The 15,491-nt window shown below is 67.2% G+C and carries 13 protein-coding genes; 4 read left to right on the top strand and 9 right to left on the bottom strand.

What is annotated here, in order from left to right; genetic code table 11:
- Positions 1 to 105: 105 nt before the first annotated feature.
- The 4 genes from OLSU_RS02565 (at position 106) to OLSU_RS02550 (ending at position 5,879) form a co-directional block, all read left to right on the top strand.
- Entirely contained in the window at positions 106 to 1,152 is a 1,047-nt protein-coding gene (locus OLSU_RS02565) for an alpha/beta fold hydrolase (protein WP_236697201.1), read from the top strand.
- A gap of 3 nt (positions 1,153 to 1,155) precedes the next feature.
- Positions 1,156 to 2,646 (top strand): glycerol kinase GlpK, encoded by a 1,491-nt coding sequence (gene glpK / locus OLSU_RS02560; RefSeq protein WP_013251385.1) that lies wholly within the window; start codon positions 1,156 to 1,158, stop codon positions 2,644 to 2,646.
- Between the two features lie 524 nt (positions 2,647 to 3,170).
- Positions 3,171 to 4,574 carry a PASTA domain-containing protein gene (locus OLSU_RS09050; RefSeq protein WP_013251384.1) on the top strand — a complete coding sequence of 468 codons (1,404 nt, stop codon included), beginning with the start codon at positions 3,171 to 3,173 and terminating at the stop codon, positions 4,572 to 4,574.
- Between the two features lie 210 nt (positions 4,575 to 4,784).
- A complete protein-coding gene (locus OLSU_RS02550) occupies positions 4,785 to 5,879 on the top strand; it encodes an ICP22 family protein (protein WP_013251383.1) in 1,095 nt (364 codons plus the stop codon).
- A gap of 18 nt (positions 5,880 to 5,897) precedes the next feature.
- On the opposite strand, the gene OLSU_RS02545 is transcribed toward OLSU_RS02550, so the two are convergent.
- From OLSU_RS02545 to OLSU_RS02505, 9 genes are all read right to left on the bottom strand, one after another.
- A complete protein-coding gene (locus OLSU_RS02545) occupies positions 5,898 to 7,199 on the bottom strand; it encodes a DUF2130 domain-containing protein (protein ID WP_013251382.1) in 1,302 nt (433 codons plus the stop codon).
- Entirely contained in the window at positions 7,187 to 7,597 is a 411-nt protein-coding gene (locus OLSU_RS09045; RefSeq protein WP_013251381.1) for a GIY-YIG nuclease family protein, read from the bottom strand. Before OLSU_RS09045 ends, OLSU_RS02545 begins: the two co-directional genes overlap by 13 nt.
- Positions 7,588 to 8,178, bottom strand: a complete 591-nt coding sequence (locus OLSU_RS02535) for a hypothetical protein (RefSeq protein ID WP_013251380.1) — start codon at positions 8,176 to 8,178, stop codon at positions 7,588 to 7,590. The genes OLSU_RS09045 and OLSU_RS02535 overlap by 10 nt, the downstream gene beginning before the upstream one ends.
- Before the next feature lie 58 nt (positions 8,179 to 8,236).
- A complete protein-coding gene (locus tag OLSU_RS02530) occupies positions 8,237 to 9,514 on the bottom strand; it encodes an O-acetylhomoserine aminocarboxypropyltransferase/cysteine synthase family protein (protein WP_013251379.1) in 1,278 nt (425 codons plus the stop codon).
- A gap of 102 nt (positions 9,515 to 9,616) precedes the next feature.
- The gene (locus OLSU_RS02525) at positions 9,617 to 9,862 is read right to left on the bottom strand and encodes an acyl carrier protein (protein WP_013251378.1); all 246 of its coding nucleotides are present in this window, start codon (positions 9,860 to 9,862) and stop codon (positions 9,617 to 9,619) included.
- Positions 9,863 to 9,988: 126 nt separating this feature from the next.
- On the bottom strand, positions 9,989 to 11,194 hold the full coding sequence (locus OLSU_RS02520; protein WP_013251377.1) for a diaminopimelate decarboxylase family protein: 1,206 nt from the start codon (positions 11,192 to 11,194) through the stop codon (positions 9,989 to 9,991).
- Positions 11,195 to 11,209: 15 nt separating this feature from the next.
- On the bottom strand, positions 11,210 to 12,739 hold the full coding sequence (locus tag OLSU_RS02515; protein ID WP_013251376.1) for an amino acid adenylation domain-containing protein: 1,530 nt from the start codon (positions 12,737 to 12,739) through the stop codon (positions 11,210 to 11,212).
- Positions 12,740 to 12,742: 3 nt separating this feature from the next.
- Positions 12,743 to 13,894, bottom strand: a complete 1,152-nt coding sequence (locus tag OLSU_RS02510; protein ID WP_013251375.1) for an SGNH/GDSL hydrolase family protein — start codon at positions 13,892 to 13,894, stop codon at positions 12,743 to 12,745.
- A complete protein-coding gene (locus tag OLSU_RS02505; RefSeq protein WP_013251374.1) occupies positions 13,881 to 15,476 on the bottom strand; it encodes an MBOAT family O-acyltransferase in 1,596 nt (531 codons plus the stop codon). The genes OLSU_RS02510 and OLSU_RS02505 overlap by 14 nt, the downstream gene beginning before the upstream one ends.
- Between the last annotated feature and the right edge of the window lie 15 nt (positions 15,477 to 15,491).

Here is a 15,491-nt window from a genome sequence, read left to right as displayed (position 1 = left end):
TACGGACGGAACGACACAGCTCGGCGATGAGTGGCTGCGCAGACGCCCAGGCGCCCGTACACTCCAAGGCATCGGGGCGCACGGGCGCGACGTGCCTGCCACAGCATGCCGAAGAAGGCCCGCAACCTGGGCGCACGAGCAGGGACGCGCAATGCGGACGAGAGGATGCGCGAGGTGTCACGGACAATGGGACGCTGGCCGATAGAGTTCGACTCGGAGGATGGCCGCACGAGGATCCGCGGCTTCGTCTGGTGGGACGAGAACCCCTTCCGTGCGAGACGCCCACTGCGCCCACGCGGCATGGTACAGCTGGTCCACGGCATGGCGGAGCACATCGAGCGCTACGACGAGTTCGCCCGCTCCCTCGTGGGTGCGGGCTATCTGGTGTGCGGTCACGACCAGCTGGGGCACGGCAGGAGCTGCGCCCCCGAGCGACACGGCTGCCTTCCCACCCATGGCGGCAAGGACATCCTGGTGGGAGATGTCGAGCGGCTACGCCAGCTCGTGGTGGGGCTCTGTGCGCCGGCAACGCCGCTGTTCGTCTTCGGGCACTCGATGGGTAGCTTCGTCGTCCGCGTCTACCTCTCGCTCTACGGAGACCGAGTCGGGGGCGGCATCATCTGTGGCACGGGCACCGTCCCCGCCGCCACCTCGCGCGTTGGTGGGGCACTGGCGCGCCTCGTCGCACGGGTCTGCGGTGCCGACCACCGCAGCAGCCTCTTGCACTCACTGGCGGAGGGGGCCTATGGCAGGGCCATCGAGGGGGCGCGGACGGACTACGACTGGCTCTCGCACAACAGGGAGAACGTCCAGCGCTACCTGGCAGATGACGCCTGCGGCTTCGCGTTCGGGGCCGGTGGCTACGCAACCCTCGCCGACCTCACGGCCGAGGCCTGCTCGCTCGAGTGCGCACAGCGCGTACCCCACGCCCTGCCGCTGCTCTACGTCTCCGGATCCGAGGACGTGGTGGGCGCATGCGGCAAGGGGGTCCAGGCGGCGGCTGGCCTCGCACGCCAGGCGGGATCGACGGACGTCGTCTGCACCATCTACGCCGGCATGCGCCACGAGATCCTGAACGAGGACGACCGTGGGATCGTATACGGCGACATCCGCAACTGGCTGGACGCCCACACCAACCCAGAGGGGGTCTAGGGCATGGAAGGACGCTACGTCATCGCACTGGACCAGGGCACGACCTCCTCGCGGGCAATCCTCGTCGACCGCGCTGGCAGCATGGTCGACTGCGTCCAGCGAAGCTACCCACAGATCTACCCCCAGCCCGGATGGGTCGAGCACAACCCCCAGGAGATCCTCTACTCTCAGCTGGGAGCCCTGAACGAGCTCGTCGTCCGCCACGGGCTCGTCACGGGCGACGTGGCCGCCATCGGCATCGACAATCAGCGCGAGACCACCATCGTCTGGGACCCCACTACGGGCGAGCCCATCGCCAACGCCATCGTCTGGCAGTGCCGGCGCACCGCGGCGCTCGTGGAGGAGCTCTGCGGCGGCGAGGACGTGCGCTGCATGGTCCAGCGGAAGACCGGGCTCCTGCCCGACGCGTACTTCTCGGCCAGCAAGATCAGGTGGCTGCTCGACAGCGTTGCGGGGGCCCGTGAGCGCGCCCAGGCGGGCGAGCTCCTCTTCGGCACGGTGGACAGCTGGCTCGTCTGGGTGCTCACAGGCGGGCTCGTCCACGCCACGGATGCCACCAACGCAAGCCGCACCATGCTCTACAACATCCACGAGGGCCGCTGGGACCAGGAGCTGCTGAGGCTCTTCGACATCCCCATGCAGATGATGCCCGAGGTACGACCTTCTGCGGCATACTTCGGCGAGACGAGCTACCCTGGCGTGCCCGCCGGGATCCCCATCTGCGGCGTGGCCGGCGACCAGCAGGCGGCCCTCTTTGGGCAGTGCTGTTTCGAGCCGGGACAGGCGAAGAACACCTACGGGACCGGTTGCTTCCTGCTGATGCATACGGGGGCCGAGGCGGCCCTCTCGCACAACAACCTGGTCACCACCGTCGTCGCCACGCCACCGGGCTGCGACCGCACGGAGTATGCGCTCGAGGGATCGGTCTTCGTGGCGGGCGCGCTCGTCCAATGGCTACGCGACGAGCTGCATCTCATCCGCAACGCCGAGGACAGCGAGTTTCTCGCGCGCGGCGTGGACGACACGGGAGGGGTCTACATAGTCCCTGCGTTCACGGGACTGGGTGCCCCCTGGTGGCAACCTGACGCGCGGGGGCTCATCTGCGGCATCACGCGAGGCACCACGACGGCCCACCTCGTGCGGGCGGCGCTCGAGGCCCTCGCCTACCAGACCGTCGACCTGGTGCGTGCGATGGAGGCGGACGCGGGCGTGTCGCTTGCGACGCTCAACGTCGACGGCGGTGCGTCGAGGAACGACTTCCTCATGCAGTTCCAGGCGGACGTCCTGCGCAGCGAGATCCGCCGACCGAAAAGCGTCGAGACCACGGCACTGGGTGCAGCCTATCTCGCAGGGTTGACAAGCGGCTTCTGGGCGGGCACCGACGAGCTTTCGGCACTCAGGGCCACCGATGACGTCTACGTCCCGCACATGGACGAAGGAAGGGCGAGGGCCCTTCTCGCGGGATGGGCAGATGCGGTACGCCGCACGACGTAGGCGATGCGAGGGGGCGGCAAAAGGGAGATGGCGGGCAACCGCCGCATCGCTCACGGGCGTGGCACACGAGGGCGGCGCCATGAGGGCGCGCCTATGAGAACGACGCTCACAATTTCTCTCCTGACGTCCATCTTACGGGGTCTCATGGATGGGAGGGCAGGCTGTGTGAGTGTGCTGAACGTTATGGCTCACACTAACTCTCCAGCCATCCATTCTGAGCAGTGCATGGGATGCGTGGTGAACTAGTGTGAGCCCGCTCCTTGGTTAGGACAAGAACTTTTCACAAAAGCTCGCCTACCGTCCAGCAAAGCTCAAAAACTGGATGGCAGGGAAACTTTTGTGAATCAGTTATTTAACTGTACAGAGTAACCGTGCGGAAGTTCCTCCCACCACCGCAGCCAACCCACCCGCACGCGAAAGACGCGTGGCAAGCGACCCGTTTTGCACCGACATGCGATGTTCTATAGTATTTGTTTTGGCGTTGCACCTTGCGCCTGTCCTAATGGGCCTCGAGGGGAGACTGCGTGAGCAACGAGTTCGGCACAGGCGAGCAGAGCGACCAGTCCCCGTCCGGCTCATCGAAGCAGGGCGGCACATCCCGCCAGGCACCTAAGCACCTGACCCCCAAGGCCGAACCCACTGGCAAGTCCGTCCCCACCGACGAGCCCCCCCTCGCTGGCAAGCTCTCCTTCACCGCCAAGCCCGTTCCCGCCGACGGAGATACCGCAGGTCCCACGCCACGCACAGCGAACCCCAGACCCGCCGATGGCCCCGCGTCAGATCCCGCCGAGCGACAAGGACTCATCTTCGACGGGCTTGACGTCCCCGCCGACCAGGTCCCTCCCGTCATCGACGCTCCAGCCGTTCCGGGCGTTCCCAAGATTCCCATCGAGCCTCCGGTCCCCGACGCATCCGTCGGTCCCTCCTCGCTTCGAGATTCCCTCGCCACAGAGAGTTCCCCCGCTATGGAAGCGCCCCCCGCCCCAGACGCGTCTGATGCGTCAGACGCAGGCGTGCGAGACGTACGGGCCGTGCCAGGCGGGCGTGGCGCGAGCGTGCCAAGCGTGGCTGAGGCCCCGGACGTGCCCGAGCCTCGCAGTGACCTCTATGTGCCCGCAACCTACCGTGACCCCCAACCCGAAGCGACGCCTCCCGTCGAGGCCATCCGGCACATGCCCTTTTGGATGCGTGGTGCCCTCACGGCCGTCATGGCGGCCGCGCTCGTCTCCGCCCTCATCCTCACGAGGGGCTTTGGGCTACTCGCGGGGAAGACGCTCCCCAACGTAGTGGGCTACTCGGAGCAGGACGCCAGCTCGCTGCTCAAGTCGGAGGGCTACTCCGTGAAGATCGAGGAGCAGGAGACCCAGGTCGTCAACGACGGTGGCAAGGTCATCGCCACCAACCCCGTCGCCTCCGAGCAAGTTCCCGCAGGAGCCATCATCGTCCTCAAGGTGGGGCACGTCGGCATCGAGACGCGCGAGGTGCCGGCACTCGTCGGCCTCACCGAACGGGAGGCCGTCGACCAGATCGGTGCAAGCGCCTTCTTCGTGAAGGATGACATCACGTACACGCACTCCAACACCGTCGAGGAGGGCCACATCATCAGCCAGGGCCCCGTCGCAGGGAGCCTGAGGACCATGGGGACCAAGATCGACCTGGTCGTGTCCATGGGCCCGTCCTCTTCGGACGACGAGGACGAAGGTGGCCTGACAAGCATCTCCGTGCCGGACGTCACGGGCATGGACTACGATGACGCACTCGTGCTCCTCGAGGGAATGGGCCTTACCGTCGAGCGCGGGGAGGACGTTGCCACGGACATCCTCGCCAACGGGACCGTCGCCCAGGTCGATCCGCCCGTGAACACAGACGTGAGAGTCGGGGGCACGGTCGTCGTGCACATGGCCGTCCCCACGGGCACGAACCGCTAGGACCCCTCGCCGCACGCACGATCGGTCCCCCAATCGCATGGACGGCCGCGCGGCTGCGGTGCCGGAAGTGCATGTCGTATGGATACGTGTGACTGACCATGCGCTGCCTCACACGGCGGCGCGACCGACCTTGAAACCTCCAGCCTCCCCAAAATCCACCAATCATGCGATACTGGCAGGGATGCCGACGTATAGTTGAGGAGCAACCACATGCCACCGACGTCCTCGGAGCAGACGATGAGCCTGAAAACCCCCTCCAGTCGTGAAGATTCCTGTGACTCCGAACAGGAGTCCCAGACGTTCTGCGACACAGACGTCCCCTCCCCGGACGCTGCGCCTGACGCCAAGGCTGGCAATCCTTCGGAGGAGCCCGTTGGCGACGGTCCGTCCGATGCAGACGAGCCCGGCGAGGACCCGCTGCCCGGCGAAGAGGTCCCCGCCGAGGACGCCCCCGGCGAGGGCCCTTCAGCCGAGACGCCCGCAGAGGCACCCACGGGAGGCACCCGCGAGGGCGACGAGCAGCCCTCGGATGGCGAGCGGGAGGGACTGGGCACCATCACGACTGACGTCATAGCCCCCCTTCCCCTCGACCCGCGCAAGAACGCGCGTCGCGAACAGGAGGGATGGTACCGCGACCACCGGGTCATCTACTTCATCGGCGGCATCGCGCTCATCTGCCTGGTCGCCGCGTTCTCGGCGATGGGCAGCTGCGGCAAGGGCTTCCACGACCCTCAGGCCGACATCGTGAAGAGCCAGGTGGCGGCTGCGGCCAGCAAGCAGGGCAAGGCCGCGGACGACCCCGGGGACGACTCGTCTGCGGCCGACGCGACCACGGACGAGTCGAAGCCCGCCGCAGACGAGTCGGATGCCGAGAAGGCCGTCCATGCGACCCTCAAGGGTTACTACGACAAGCTCAAGGACTACGACGGCCAGGTGACAAAGGCGGAGGAGACCTACGCCGGCACCTACTCGAACCGCGACCATGCGGTGCGAGAGGCCGCCCGCCAGGAGGCGCTCACCCTCACCTCGACCATCCAGGCGGACCTCGATGCGCTCAACGCAGCGGGGATCACGGACGGGTCCTCCTATCACGCACAGCTGCTTCTCGTCGCCCAATGCTACCAGGACCTCGTCACCCGCATGGGGACCATCAACGACTCCTGGTCACGCTGCGTCCTCTACAACTACCCCGACTACTATCCCGACGAGCTCATGGAGCTCGTGAACGGATCCAAGGCCAGCGGATCGGACCAACCTGCCGCCAAGGTCGACTTCGATGCAGCCTACGCACAGATCGCGCTGTAAGCCTACCCCACAGTCCGGCTACTCTACGGGGCCCTCGACGCTGTCAGGCTCGACGGCCTCCCCAAGCCCTGGTGCGGGTGGTTCCTTTCCCAGCTCGGAGAAGCGCTCCGAGAGCAGGGGGCTGTGTCGCGTCAGGCGTTTGATGGTGAGGTCCTCGGCCTTCCTGCTGGCACGGCTCAGGTGCGTCTCCGTCAGGCGGAACGACTCCTTGATGGCCTCGAGCTGCTTGATTGCCCTGTCGATGCCATCGATGGCGCCCGCGAGCTTCTTGGAGGCGTGCTCGTAGTCCTTGCCGAAACCTTCCTTGAACTCTCCCAGGGCCTGGTTGAAGTAGGCGATGTCGATGCTCTCGTCCTGCAGGCGCCTGACCTGCCGACGGTAGTCGAGCGTCCCCTTTGCGACGGACTGCAGGAACGTGAGCAGAGGGATGAAGAACTGTGGTCGGATGACGTACATGCGCTCATGCCCGGAGATCGCCGAGACGTCGACGATGCCCTGGTTGTAGAACTCGTTGTCACGCTCAAGGGTCGACACCAGGACGGCGTACTCGCAGCCCTTGTTGCGACGGTCGCGGTCGAGCTTGTCGAAGTGGTCCTGGTTGCGCCTCCTGTTGGTCGACTGGTCCTCCTCGTTCTTCATCTCGAACATGACGGAGAGGTACTCGACGCCCTCCTCGTCGAAGTCACGGAAGACGTAGTCGCCCTTGCTGTGCTCGACGGCGGTGTTGTCCTTGCCGAAGCGCGCCAGGGGGAACGCGCTCCTCCACTTGTTGAACTCGATCTCGCAGTGCTGCTCCAGGGACTCCCCCACCATCTTGATGGTGAGCTTGGACTGGAAGGACTTGATCTGCTCGATCTCGTCGTTCTTCATCTGGATCGCCTGCTCGACCTGGCGTGTCGCCTCGCGCCTCTGCTCCGCGAGCGACTGCTCCAAGCGCCGGCGGTCGAGGTCTGCCAGCTCGGCCCTGTGCCTGAAGTCGTCACGTTCGTGCTCCAGGGCTGCGGTGGCCTGGCTCACGGCAAGCTTGGCCTGCCCCTCGAGCTGGGCCCTCTGGGCGTCCATCCGCTGCTCCATGCCCTCGAGCCTGGCCTCGAGCTCGGCGATGCGACGGTCCTTCCCGGCCACCCCCTCCTGCGCCGCAGCCCGCCCGCGTGCCTCCGCCTCGGCGACGGCCAGGCGTCGTGCCTCCTCCATGAGACGGACCTGCGCGTCAAGCTCCTTCTGGAACTCCCGGTCGCGCACCTGCCTCACGATGTGGGCGAACTTTGATTCGTCCTCCTCGAAGACGGTGTGACACTTGGGACACTCTATCTCGAACATGGGCTCCACCCCTCACATCGCTCCGTCTGGCTCTTCCTCGCCATCGCCCGCTCCCAAAGCTCCTTGCGCCCGGAGGCGCCGATGACGCCTGCGCCCCCTCCCACGTCCTCTGGCCGAGCGAGGAGGGCCAGCTTGCCGGGTCGCGACAGGTGGTGCAGGTGCCATTCCAACCTGCTTGCCGCCGAGCGACCCGAGAGCTCCCATAGGCCCTCCAGGGCGACGACGGGATGGGTCCGCGTGTAGCGCGCGGCGCGGGCCGAGCGCGTGAGATGCTCGCACAGGCGCCGCACGACGTCGGTCGTGATGCCCGTGTAGAGCGAGCCATCCTCGCAGCGCAGCACGTAGACGAAGTAGCTCGGCTCCGCTGCCCCCACCTCGGACCCGGACGCTACAGACATGCCCGCGGACCATCGCCAGGGGCACACTCCACGGGCAGGCCCAGGCGCGCGAGGGCCGCGACCACGCCGGCAAGCCCCTCGGCCGCCACCGCGCGCCCATAACCCGCCATGCCCATGCCGTCGCCTATGACCTCTGCCGACCAGCTCCAGGAGCCCAGGCTGGGCGTCGCGCCGCCGCCCGAGCGCCACGCGTCCAGGCGCAGGCCGACAAGCGCCTCGCGGACGAGGCCTTCCCCACACTCGTCGAGGGTCACGCACCTCTCGGCACGCGACGCGCCCGGGGCAAACCAGAGCTCCAGGTCACCCCCCTCGTTCCTCCCGAGATAGACCTCGAACGCATGATCAACGTCCATGCCACGGCGCACGCGCAGGTGAAACAGGGCAAGCCTCTCGATGAGGGCGGCCTCGGCGCCAGCGGGTGGCCAGGGCAGCTCCTCAAGCGTCAGCTGGGGGAGCTTGAGCGAATAGTCGTCTGCCACAGGATCGATGAGGCCCACCTCGCAGACACCGTCCTCGCCCACGGAGAACACGCTCCCATAGCTTCCCGTGGCCTGCACGCGCACCAACGCGTCCCTCTGCATGCGACTCCCCTCCCCGGACACCAGCGCACGACGCGCGGTCCCGACCGACCGGCACCCTCTAGACCTGGGCGAGCGCCTGCTCGACATCGGCAATGAGGTCTGCGGTGCCCTCCAGGCCGCAGGAGAGACGCACCAGGGCGGGGGAGATTCCGGCGGCGGCGAGCTCCGCGTCACTCATCTGGCGGTGGGTCGAGCTTGCGGGATGGAGGCAGCAGCTGCGCGCATCGGCCACGTGCGTCTCGATGGCGCAGAGCCCGAGCGCGGCCATGAAGCGCTCTGCGGCCGCACGACCACCGGCGACCTCGAAGCTCACCACACCGCACGACCCGTGGGGCAGGTACTTCTGGGCGAGCCCGTGATAGGCGTCGCCCGAAAGACCGGGATAGCTGACCGTCGTGACCTTGGGACTTGCCGCGAGGAACTCGGCCATGGCCTGGCCGTTCCTGCAGTGCTGGGACATGCGGACGTGCAGGCTCTCGAGGCCGAGGTTGAGGTAGAAGGCGTTCTGCGGGCTCTGGATGGAGCCGAAGTCGCGCATGAGCTGCGAGGTCGCCTTGGTGATGAAGGCCTTGCCCAAGCCGAAGCGCTCGGCATAGACGATTCCGTGGTAGGACTCATCGGGTGTCGTGAGGCCAGGGAAGCTCTCGGCATGGGCCATCCAGTCGAAGCGGCCCGCGTCGACGATGGCACCGCCCACGGCACAGCCGTGCCCGTCCATGTACTTGGTGGTGGAGTGGGTCACGATGTCGGCGCCCCACTCGATGGGCCGGCAGTTGACGGGCGTGGGGAAGGTGTTGTCCACGACGAGGGGAACGCCGTGCCCGTGGGCGGCACGCGCGAAGCGCTCGATGTCCAGGACGGCGAGGGCGGGGTTGGCGATGGTCTCGCCGAAGACCGCCTTGGTGTTGGGCTCGAACGCCGCCGCAAGCTCCTCGTCGGTGCAGGTGGGCGAGACGAACGTCACCCTCACCCCCATCTTGGACATCGTGTGCGCCAGGAGGTTGTAGGTGCCGCCGTAGATCGCCGAGCTGGCCACCACATGGTCCCCCGCCTCGGCGATGTTGAACAGGGCGAAGAAGTTCGCGGCCTGCCCCGAGCTCGTGAGCATGGCCGCAGAGCCACCCTCGAGCCTGCAGATCTTGGCGGCGACGGCGTCGTTGGTGGGATTCTGCAGGCGGGTGTAGAAGTAGCCCTCAGCCTCGAGGTCGAAGAGCCGGCCCATGTGCTCGGACGTGTCGTACTTGAAGGTCGTCGACTGGACGATGGGAAGCTGGCGCGGTTCGCCGTCGCCCGGGGCGTAGCCCGCTTGGACGCAGAGCGTGTCGATCTGTGGCATGGGGTCTCTCCTCACTCGCCGGACGTCCGCTGTCGCGGCACCCGGACGATCATGGGCCCCCTGTGGGGCCACGGAACTTCGGGCCACGGGGCCGACCGGACGCTACTCGGCGTCCGCAAGCCCCCTGACCATGTGGTAGATGCCCTCGGCGCTGTTGAAGTTGTCGGGCACGATGTCCTTGGCGGGGACGGCGACGTCGAACTCCTCGTCGATGGCGCTGATGACGGACAGTATGTCGAACGAGTCGAGCACGCGGTCATCCACAAGGCCGGTCGCCGTCGCGAAGTCGACGTCGTCACGGATGCCCGAGAGCATCTCGATCACGGCGTCCAGGGTGATGTCATCCATGGTGGTCTCCTCCTCGGTCCTGGGCCACTGGCACCGCCATGGGGAAGGCGTCCGAAGGCCCGTCCAGAAAGCTCGTCCATTCTAACGCAGCGCGCGCCTCGGGCACGAGGGCCACGCCTACGTCGACTAGGATGGCATGTTGAGCATGCTCGTCTGCACGACGTCGCGGGCCAGCACGTAGTCGCCCCTCCCCCGGCGCAGGATGACGCGTGGCATGGCCCTGCTCAAGAACAGGTACATCGACTCCGTGACGGAGTACGCGCCTATGTTCTCGAACACGAGCACGTCATCGGGGGCGAGGGGCCTGTCGAGCTGCCGCACGAGGACGTCATTGGTGGTGCAGAGCGACCCGCAGAGCGTCCAGGGCCGGCGCTCGCGGGACAACGGGCCTCCCGACCCCCCCTCGACGCTCGCGTTACGGATGACGGGGAGCTTGAGCCCCATCATCTGTCCCAGGTAGTTCACGTGGTTGATGCCGCCGTCGACGAAGGCGTAGCAGGTCTCGTCGTCCTGGCCGTCCTTGAGGTCGACGACAGACGTGAGGTAGCTGCCGCACGAGCTCGCGAGGAAGCGTCCCATCTCGACAGTGAGATCGAAGCGTCCGGCAACGGCTTGCAGGTCGCCGGCCAGCTCGCGCGCCGGCGCCAGCGTGTCGGAGAAGTCCTCCCCCTCGAAGTAGGGAACGGCGAGGCCCGGGCCATACTCCAGACGCACGGGACGCCAGCCGCAGCGGCGCTCCAGCTCGTCCGCGAGGTCGCAGAGCATCTGCAGCTCGCGGCGCTGGTGCTGGAGCTTGCGACGCTGGGTGCCCACGAAGTAGTGGATGCCCACGAGCTCGGCGGCACCATAGCCCTCGCGGTCCCGGACGATGCGCTCGAGGTCGCCGCGGCTCATGCCAAACTGGCTGCCGCCGTTCAGGCGCAGCAGCACCGGGACGCGAAGCCCCCTGCGCCTCGCCTCCTGCTCCACCAGCTCGAACTGGCGTGGCGACTCGGCCGTGAGGACGCCCACGCCATAGTCGAGGGCCGCTCGGACGTCTGCCTCGCCCTTGCAGACGCCCGAGTAGACGATGGCGGGCGCCTCTATGCCCAGGCCCCTGCAGACGTCGAGCTCGCCCGGGCTGCAGACCTCGAGCTCATAGCCGCACTCTGCGGCAGCGCGGCTCAGAAACGGGTTCGCCTTGATCGAGTAGCACAGGCGCACGGACGGTCCCAGGATCTCGCGCACCGCGGCAAGGCGCGCCGAGAGGGCGACGAGGTCGAAGAGGTAGGTCGGGGTCCCAAACTCCCTTGCGATGTCCAGGAGCTCGGCGGTCGCCAGTCCAGAGGCCATGTTCTTCTCTCCTGCCTATAGTCGGGACGTGGTCTGCTCGGCAAGCAGCGAGCGGTCCACCTTGCCGTTCTTGGTGAGGGGCATCGCCTCGAGGGCATGGATGCCGTTGGGGGCCATGTACGAGGGAAGCTGCGCGCGCAGGGACAGCGCGACCTCCTCGTGGGAGGCCTCGCCGACGTAGAACAGGTGGATCTTCTTGCGGCGGGCATCGTAGGTGCAGGCCGCCTGGTCCACGCCCGCGAGCGCGGCGGCCGTGGACTCGATGTCGCCCAGCTCGATGCGCTGGCCCAGGTGCTTGATCTGATGGTCCTTGCGGGAGCTGTAGACCAGGTTGCCTGCGGAGTCGTAGCGTGCCAGGTCGCCCGTGCGGTAGATGGGGTCCAGCCAGCGACGCTCCAGCGGGTTCTGCACGAAGGCCTCGCCCGTGCGCCCGGCATCCCCCAGGTAGCCCAGGCCCAGGGCCGTGCCAGCCACGCAGATCTCGCCCTCGACGCCCACCATGTCAGGCGTCACCTCCCGCTCGCCCTCGCCCAGCAAGAAGACGCGCTCGTTGTCGAAGGGCCTCCCCATGGGGATGGCCTCGCCCTTGCCGAAGTCGCGATCCACCACGTAGTAGGTGCAGTTGCAGGTGATCTCGGTGGGTCCGTAGAGGTTCACGTAGGTGACGTCCGGCAGGTGGGCGCGCCAGCGGGACAGCTGCTTGGGCGGCATGACCTCGCCGGAGAAGAGCACCCTCCTCACATCCTTGGGCACGCGGTAGTCGAAGGCGTTCATGATCGACACGAAGCACAGGGCGCTCACGGCCCAGACCAGCGTCGTTGCGTGGGTGTCCGCCAGGTAGTCCATGAGCGTGGTGGGTGCCGTGAAGTACGGCCGGGGGACCAGCTGCAGGCGCGCACCCAGCAGCAGGCACGAATAGATGTCCTTCACCGAGACGTCGAAGTCGAATGGCGCCTGGTTGGCGAAGACGTCGTCCTCCCCCATCCCAAAGGTCCGGACGAACGTGGGGATGAAGTCTATGACCGAGCGATGGCTCACGACGACGCCCTTGGGCGTGCCCGTGCTGCCACTCGTGAAGTTCACGTACAGGGGGTCCACGTCGGTCGCCTGGGCGCGGGCTGCCGAGAGGAGCGCCGCGTCCTCGGGGGCGGACAGGAGCTCCCCCAACGGGACGACCTCCCAGGCCGTGGCCTCGAGCGCCTCCCGGGCCGCAGCGAGGTTGGCATCATCGGCCACGACGACGAGCGGGTCCAACGTGGCGCAGATCGATTGGATGCGCGCTGCGGGCTGGCGCACGTCGAGCACCGAATAGAAGCCCCCGGCAAAGACGGCGCCCAGCATGCCCGACAGGGCAGAGGGACTCTTCTCGAGGTAGAACGCGACGCCGCGGCGCGACGACATGCCATGGGCGGCGAGCCACGAGCCGACGCGGCGGCTCCCCTCGGCCAGCTGGGCGAAGGTCAGATGATCCTGGGGGCCTGCCACGGCCACCTTGTCGGGCGCCCGTGCGGCCGAGCGTTCGAGCCATTCCAAGACGTTGTGCATCCGCTACACCCTCCAACCCTGGTGCCCGGCGAGCCACTGGGACCAGTCATCGTAGCCATAGAAGTCAGAGCTCGCGTCCGCGCCCTCATCAATGCGCGAGAGCATCTGGGCGAGCAGGCGGGAGAAGCGCCGCGCGCCCTCGGGTCCCAGGTGCTCGAAGTCGCCGTAGTCTTCGGGCGAGAGGTCGAGCACGCCGTCCCTCGCCATGTTGAAGTCGAGGTAGGTGGCCCCGTGCTCCTGGGCGACGCGCTGCACCGCGCCCATGATCTCGGGATAGGCATCCCCGAAGGCGACGGTGTCGTATGCGGGGTGCGGTGTCGAGACCACCACGAGCTGCACGCCCGCAGAGCGGCACTCGTCGGCGATGCGGGCCAGCGCCTCGAGGCAGCGCGGGTCCTGCCGGGGCTCGCCGTAGGTGTTGACGGAGGTGCGTGGGTTGCTGAGGTCAAGCTGCATCGTGAAGTTTCCGTAGCCTCGGCCCGCGTAGCGCCAGTCGCGCACGACCTTCTCCGCAGCCGCAGAGCGGGCCTCCCCCGAGAGGCGCGAGCGCAGGTTCTGCCCCACGCTCGGAACATGCTTGATCGTGGTGAAGATCCAGGGAAACAGGACGTTGAGCGAGTCCTTGCTGCCCACGACGTCAGGATCGAGTGCCACGGAGGCGAGCCTGCCCACCAGGGTGAGCGGCTCGCGCTCGTAGCGGGCGAGGTAGTACGGGACGTCCGAGCGGGCGTCCGCGTAGCAGCACATCGTCTCGACACCAAGGCCCAGCACGACGCGGCGGGCACCCCTTTGGATGGCATAGGAGACGGCGTCACCGGTGGCGCCCATCGTCTGACCTGGCGTCGAGAGGTTGTACGAGTCCTGCGCGGCCGTGGCGTCCTCCTCCTGACGGGCGTCATCGAAGGACATCGGGTCAAAGGCCCTCTCGGCAAAGGAGCTGCCCACGAACGCCGTCCCCACGGAGGGGGCGGACCCGAAGTCGTCCACCGCAACCGCTGAGAGCGAGCCGTACTGGCCCAGGGCGAGCGTGGCGGCAACGTCCACCAGCACGAGCAGCGCGCACCACGCCATGACCCCAAGCAGGCGAGCGGGCGTGAGCCCGCCCCTTCTGCCTGAGCCCCCGACGACCCGTGCCTTGGCCCTAGTAATTCGCATACATGAACCCCCCTCCCACGTTAAAGACGAAGGAGGACAGGACCAGCAGCCCCAACGTCACTACGGTGGCGCCGCGAACCAGGACCGGACGCGCGAGAAAGTCCTCGGCGACGCAGGACTGCGTCGCATGTCCCCTGCGCTCCTCCTGCAGGCTCTGGGCGAAGACCACCACTATCGCAACAAACGCCAGCATGATCTGCATCCTCTCGCCCGGCTTGAGCCCCAATGCCGCAAGTGACGGACCCAAGCCCGCAGGGTCGAAGTTGAGGAGCGTGCTCTTGAGGCAGAGCACGCTCGTGCCAAAGTCCTCGATGCGGTCGAAGTACCAGCCCACGTTCACGACGGCGAAGGTGCGCAGGACGGCGAAGACGTGCCAGGGGCGGCCCTCCCTGTCGACGCGCAGCGCCCCCACCAGGTGGTCGAAGGCAGGCCGCAGCAGGTCGGACAGGGCAATGACAAGGCCATTGTAGAGGCCCCATACGACGAAGTGCAGGTCGGCGCCATGCCATATGCCGACGATCAGGAACACCAGGACGTTTGCGACGCAGGCGGGCAGGGTCCGGCCGACGTGGCGGCCCAGGCGAGCCGACGACCACTTGCCCAACCGCTTCATCGGCGCCGTCAGGGCGAACGGGTAGAACACGTAGTCACGCATCCACTGGCCCAGGGAGATATGCCAGCGGCGCCAGAAGTCCGCGAGCGAGGTCGAGAAGTACGGACGCCTGAAGTTGGGGGCCATGTGCACGCCAAAGAGCTCCGAGACGCCCTCGACCATGTCGATGCCGCCCGAGAAGTCGCCGTACTGCTGGGCGGAGTACATGAGGATCGCGAGGACGATGAGCGAACCCGGCGTCTGGGCATCCACCGAGGAGAGGAGGCGGGTGATGATCCCCACCAGGAGATCGGCCATCACGAACTTCTTGACCATGCCGTAGCCCACGGTGACGAGCGCGCGCGACACGTCGACCTCGGACCACCTGTGTGGCGCGAAGAGCTGGGGACCCAGCTGGTCGTAGCGATTGATGGGTCCCTGGATCATCTGGGGGAACCAGGTCACGAACAGCAGGTGGCGCGCAAAGTTCCGCTGGGGCTCGACCTTGGCGTTGTATGCGTCGACCAGGTAGGCGACCGACTGGAAGGTGTAGAACGAGATGCCCAGCGGCAGCAGCAGCCCCAGGCTCCCACGCGAGGGGGCCGCGCCCAGCTCGTACAGCAGCGTGTTCCAGTACTTGAGGTACGCGAGGATGCCAAAGCAGGCGACGAGCGCGGCCAGCAGGACGAGCCGCTGGCGCCGCCGCCAGCGCAGCTTCACGGCCTTCCTCTGCCTGCGGTCGTCCAGTGCATGGCGCTGCCGTGAGGAGAGGCCTTCCATGCGAACGAACGCGAGCGGGACCGCCCAGGTCACCAGTGCGACGAGCACGACCAGCCAGAGCGTCTCCCATGAACCGACGAGGCCGTAGAAGGCAAGGGAGGCGACGAGGAGCAGCGCCCATTGGCCACGCGGGACGAGGCGGCCTACAAGGTAGTAGCTGGCGAGGGAAACCGCCAGGAAGAGCAGGAAACCTGCCGAGTACAATTCCACGACTAAGGGACTCCG

This window comes from Olsenella uli DSM 7084 (assembly GCF_000143845.1).
In the GTDB taxonomy this organism is placed as follows: domain Bacteria; phylum Actinomycetota; class Coriobacteriia; order Coriobacteriales; family Atopobiaceae; genus Olsenella; species Olsenella uli.
This window is presented reverse-complemented; position numbering and strand designations above follow the sequence as displayed.